The organism is Halomonas sp. BM-2019 (assembly GCF_017584085.1).
On record NZ_CP071922.1, the window covers coordinates 2286510 to 2286808 of the forward strand.

Below are 299 nucleotides of genomic sequence, written 5' to 3' on the forward strand. Positions count from 1 at the left end.
TGGCACGGTGACTACACCGATCATCAACAAGCCGGAAGCAGCGATTGTTGCGCTTGGTAAAGTGCAGACTCTGCCACGCTTTGCAGCAGACGGCAGTGTAGTGGGGCGCGACATGATGACTGCAAGCTGGTCTGGCGACCACCGCATTATCGACGGCGCTACTATTGCCAACTTCAATAAGCGTTGGCAGCAATTCTTGGAAGATCCAATGCAAATGCTGACGGTTATGCGTTAAGCGCTCTGTAACCGAACGTAAGCATCTGAAAGCCAGTCGATAACTTTGTTATTGACTGGCTTTT

General features: G+C 50.8%; 1 protein-coding gene. It reads left to right on the forward strand.

The genetic code is table 11. The annotated features are described in order from the left end of the window. Positions 1 to 235, forward strand: a 235-nt coding sequence (locus J5F18_RS11345) for a 2-oxo acid dehydrogenase subunit E2 (RefSeq protein WP_346298741.1), incomplete at its 5' end; no start/stop codon positions are given. Between the last annotated feature and the right edge of the window lie 64 nt (positions 236 to 299).